3 protein-coding genes are annotated in these 5,137 nt (G+C 65.9%); all 3 read left to right on the top strand.

The features are described from left to right. A partial coding sequence (locus tag ACFFC4_RS22010; protein WP_375504875.1) for a colicin D domain-containing protein occupies window positions 1–926 on the top strand: 926 nt, incomplete at its 5' end. Between the two features lie 980 nt (window positions 927–1,906). Continuing rightward, window positions 1,907–2,329: a hypothetical protein gene (locus ACFFC4_RS22005; RefSeq protein ID WP_375504873.1), complete on the top strand. Its 423-nt coding sequence runs from the start codon at window positions 1,907–1,909 to the stop codon at window positions 2,327–2,329. A 110-nt stretch (window positions 2,330–2,439) separates the two neighbouring features. Beyond that, complete coding sequence (clpB, locus tag ACFFC4_RS22000; protein ID WP_375504871.1) at window positions 2,440–5,043, top strand: ATP-dependent chaperone ClpB; 2,604 nt, start codon at window positions 2,440–2,442, stop codon at window positions 5,041–5,043. Window positions 5,044–5,137: the final 94 nt, after the last annotated feature.

Genomic DNA, 5,137 nt, shown 5'->3' with positions numbered 1-5,137 from the left:
GGTCTGGGATGAACTGTCTGGGCCGCAACATCGTCACCGGCGCGGCGGCGGGAGCAGCTGACGGCGGTGTCACGGGCGGTCTGGGCTACGCGACGTCGGGTCAGCCGTTGACTGCGTCCGGGTTCGCTCGGGCTACCGGTGGTGGTGCGTTGGTCGGCGGCGCGACCGGCGGTGCGGCAGGCGGGGTGCTGACGAAGGTGTCGGGATCGGCGTGTTTCGTGGCCGGCACGCAGGTGCTGCTCGGCGATGGCACGTCGAAGGCGATCGAGGAGATCGTGGTCGGCGATGAGGTCCTCGCTGCCGACCCGGAGACGGGGGAGACGTTCGCGAAGCGGGTGCTGGACACCTACGTGCACGAGGACGTGGAGACCTACGTCGTCGAGACTTCGACTGGGTCTGTCACCTCGACGGCGGAGCACCCGTTCTGGGTCGACGGCCGCGGCTGGACCCCGGTCCGCGAGCTGCAACCGGGGGACAAACTGGTCGACGCCGAGGATGTGCGGATCGAGCTCGTGTCGGTCACCCCGACCGGTGGAACGGCGACCGTCTACAACCTCAACGTTGAGCACCTGCACAACTACCATGTGTCGACCGGGCAACACTGGGTGCTGGTTCACAACGAATGCCGGACGACGGCTCTTCAACTGCAAAGGAAGTTTAAGCATGCGGTGGATTTCGGTGTTGAGGGCAACTACAGCCCTGCCGCGGCAAGCCGCTTCGATGAGGCGATCCAGGCGCACGTGAACTCGCCAGCGACTCAACGGATTGAAGGCACTTACCGTGGATCTGATGTTGTTCACTATGTTGACCCGAACAGCGGGCTCAATGTGATAACGACGCGACAGGGAGAATTCGTAAGCGGATGGCGATTAGAGGCAATTCCGCTGGAGCATGTTCTGAGTCACGGAGGTTTGGGCGGTGGATGATAACGTGGTTCTAAAACTATCCAAGGCGGAGGCGCTTGTACTTTTTGACTGGCTGTGCCGCAGCAACGATGCTGGCACCTCATCTACTCCTGTTGGGCAGGCTGAGCGGCAGGTTTTCTGGAACATCGAGTCAGTCCTCGAGTCATCGCTCTTGGCTCCGTTGACTGAGCGCTACCAAGAGGCAGTGGATCAAGCTCGGAGAGATGTCGAGCAGTCCTAGACAGTCCCGTGACCGTCGGTAGGGCACGGCCCAATGCGGTGGACGCCGAGGGCGTGCGAGTCGAGCTCGTGTCGGTCGTTCCGACCGGTAAACCGCGACCGTGCACAACTTCAATGTCGAGTACATGCACAGCTACCATGTCCGAGCTGGCGACAGCTGGGTGCTGGTGCAGAGGTCGGTCGGCTTACTAGTCCTTTCCCACTACTCAAGACTGTAGAAGAGCCTGTATCCGCCTATCCGCCTATCCGCTGCTCGCAGGGGTAGATGCATACGAGACACAATATTCAACAAAGGGCAGATGCTCGCGTTGAAGGTAGAACTCGAAAGTCTTTCCTCTGTACCCTTACTTTCTGAAGTAGAAGGACAGATCCTCAGTGCGGTGATATTCCTTTGTGAGCGGGGACAGCGCCCTCCCCGCCATTTCCTGTGGTTTATTGGCGACTAGCTAGTAGCGCGAGGGATCACAACTTCTTGACAGGAACCGACTCTGCTCGGCGAAGCTGGCGATCGCCGGGGAACGGAAGCCGTCAGCCGAGCGGATACCGAGAACGAGGCACGATGCCGGATCGCAGCATCAGACCTGCGCCGGCTGGATCGTCGCATCGGGCGGTGAAGGCCAACCAGTGATCGGATCGATCTCAGCACGAGGTGTCGCCGGGCTTCGGTCCTGGGATCGGACTGCGAGGAGACTTCAGGAGACAGATGCTCCCAGCCCTGTGGACAACTCGCACGGCGCGCCCCGATGACCCAGGGTTGAGTCATGACCTCTTCGAAGCAGTACCTCAACGACATGACCGTGACCAGCGACCATGACCTGGCCTTGCTCTGGTCGACCTTGGTGGGCGAAGGCGACTTCGACATCCGATCGCTCCGCCTCGTCATCATTGACGAGGCCGGACGGCCCGCGCCGGTCGTCGTACCGATCGACGACGTTCCGCTGGTCCCGTCGCCGGCCGAGGTGGACTCGTTCGGTCACTTCTTCGACCACCTCGCGGGCTTCGGCTCCCCGGCCCTGCTCCTGTCCCGCCCCGGGTCCAGCGAGGTCCAGGAGCACGACCGTTATTGGGCGAGCGCAATGGCGCCCTTTGTTACGCGGTGGCCCATGCAGCTCGCCACCCAGGATGCCTTCGGTCGCGTCGTGATCTCCACCGTGTCGGACTCCGGCCGTGCCCAGGCATCGTGAAGGCTCGTCCAAGACCTTGAGCGCAACAGGCTCAACTTGACTTGCGTTTGGCGGGCGTCCGACGGATAGTTGAGTGCGTCGGACTCAACCCTCTAGCAATTCGAGGATCGATGGACACCAACAAGCTCACCACGAAGAGCCGCGACGCGGTCTCGACCGCGTTGCGGACCGCCCTCTCCACGGGCAACCCGAACGTTGAGCCGTCGCACCTGCTGCACGCGCTGCTGCTGGTGCCCGGCAACACTGTGGCGCCGCTGATCACCGCCGTCGGCGCGGACCCCGCCGTCGTCGACGCGGCCGCGCAGGGGGCGATCGCCAAGCTGCCGAAGGCCAGCGGCTCCTCGGTCGCCCAGCCGCAGCTCTCCGGCGCGTTCGCCCGGGTCCTGGCCGACGCGGAGAACCGGGCCGAACAGCTCGGCGACTCCTTCGTCGCGACGGAGCACCTGATGATCTCCCTCGCCGCGGTGGACTCCGACGTCAAGAAGGCGCTGCTCGACCTGCGTGTCGACCCCCGCGCGCTGACCAAGGCGTTCAACGAGGTCCGCGGCAGCAAACGCGTCACCAGCGCCGAGGCCGAGGGCACCTCCTCCGCCCTCGACCAGTACGGCGTCGACCTCACCGAGCAGGCCCGCGACGGCAAGCTCGACCCCGTCATCGGCCGCGACACCGAGATCCGCCGGGTCGTGCAGGTGCTCGCCCGCCGGACCAAGAACAACCCGGTCCTCATCGGCGAGCCCGGCGTGGGCAAGACCGCCGTCGTCGAAGGCTTGGCCCAGCGGCTCGTCGCCGGCGACGTACCCGACTCGCTCAAGGGTCGTCGGCTGGTCTCACTCGACCTGCCGTCGATGGTGGCCGGCGCGAAGTACCGCGGCGAGTTCGAGGAGCGGCTGAAGGCCGTGCTGACCGAGATCCGTGAGGCCGAGGGCCAGGTCATCACCTTCATCGACGAGCTGCACACCGTCGTCGGGGCCGGTGCCTCCGGCGACTCGTCGATGGACGCCGGCAACATGCTCAAGCCGATGCTGGCCCGCGGCGAGCTGCGGATGATCGGCGCCACCACGCTGGACGAGTACCGCGAGCGGATCGAGAAGGACCCCGCGCTGGAGCGCCGTTTCCAGCAGGTCTACGTCGGCGAGCCGAGCGTCGAGGACACCATCGCCATCCTGCGGGGGCTGCGGGAGCGCTACGAGGCCCACCACAAGGTGGCCATCACCGACGCCGCCCTGGTGGCGGCCGCAAGCCTGTCCAACCGCTACATCACCTCCCGGCAGCTGCCGGACAAGGCCATCGACCTCGTGGACGAGGCTGCGTCCCGGCTGCGGATGGAAATTGACTCCTCTCCTGAGGAGATCGACGTGCTGCGGCGCAGCGTCGAGCGGATGCAGATGCAGCGCTTCGCGCTCGAGAAGGAGTCCGACGCCGGCAGCCGCGACCGGCGGCACCGGCTGGACGAGGAGCTGGCCAACACCCAAGAAGAGCTCCGCGGCCTCGAGGCCCGCTGGGAGGCCGAGAAGCAGGGTCTGAACCGGGTCGGCGACCTCAAGAAGCAGATCGACGAGCTGCGCAGCCAGGCCGACCGGTACCTGCGTGACGGCGACCTGGTCCGGGCCAGCGAGATCAGCTACGGCGAGATCCCCGCCCTGGAGAAGGAGCTGGCGACCGCGTCCGGCGCCGAGAACGTGCTGCCGTCCATGGTGAGCGAGCAGGTCGGCGCGCAGGATATCGCCGAGGTGGTGGCCAACTGGACGGGCATCCCGACCGGCCGGCTGCTGCAGGGCGAGACCGACAAGCTGCTGAGCATGGAGGACCGGATCGGCGAGCGGCTGATCGGCCAGCGACCCGCGGTCAAGGCCGTCTCCGACGCGGTCCGGCGGTCCCGCGCCGGCATCTCCGACCCCAACCGGCCGACCGGGTCGTTCCTGTTCCTCGGCCCCACCGGCGTGGGCAAGACCGAGCTGGCCAAGTCGCTGGCGGAGTTCCTGTTCGACGACGAGCACGCGATGATCCGGATCGACATGAGTGAGTACTCCGAGAAGCACTCGGTCTCGCGGCTCGTCGGGGCCCCGCCCGGCTACGTCGGCTACGACGAGGGCGGCCAGCTCACCGAGGCCGTCCGCCGGCGGCCGTACGCGGTCGTGCTGCTCGACGAGGTCGAGAAGGCCCACAGCGAGGTCTTCGACATCTTGCTGCAGGTGCTCGACGACGGCCGGCTGACCGACGGCCAGGGCCGGACGGTCGACTTCCGCAACGTGATCATGATCTTGACCTCCAACCTGGGCTCACAGTTCCTGTCGAACGCGAGCCTGGACGACAAGATGAAGCGGGACGCCGTGATGGGCGTGGTCCGAGGCGCGTTCAAGCCGGAGTTCTTGAACCGGCTGGACGAGATCGTCCTCTTCGACGCGCTCGGCACCGAGGAGCTGGCCAAGATCGTGGACATCAACCTCGGACGCCTCAACGCCCGGCTCGCCGATCGCCGGATCACGGTGATGGCGACCCAGGCGGCGAAAGACTGGCTGGCGCTGACGGGCTTCGACCCCGTCTACGGCGCCCGTCCGCTGCGCCGGCTGATCCAGACCACGATCGAGGACTCGCTCGCCCGGTCGGTGCTGTCCGGCCAGATCCTCGAGGGCGACACCATCACCTTTGACGTCGACCTGGGCGGCGACGGGCTCACCGTCGTGCAGCCCGACCCACAACCGGTCGGCGTGTGAGACCGACCCTGATTATCGACCCCGAGACGACCAGAATCGGCCTTGGATTCAAGCTGTCGATGCAACAGGTTCGGTTGGCTCGGATAGTAGCCGG

This window comes from uncultured Jatrophihabitans sp. (assembly GCF_964244045.1).
Lineage (GTDB): Bacteria > Actinomycetota > Actinomycetes > Mycobacteriales > Jatrophihabitantaceae > Jatrophihabitans.
Note: the sequence above shows the minus strand (reverse complement) of the source record. Positions and strands in the feature narration are given on the sequence as shown.

Coding starts and splice junctions, on each gene's coding strand:
- ACFFC4_RS22005 (WP_375504873.1), top strand. CDS start 1,907: ATGACCTCTTCGAAGCAGTACCTCAACGACATGACCGTGACCAGCGAC.
- clpB (WP_375504871.1), top strand. CDS start 2,440: ATGGACACCAACAAGCTCACCACGAAGAGCCGCGACGCGGTCTCGACC.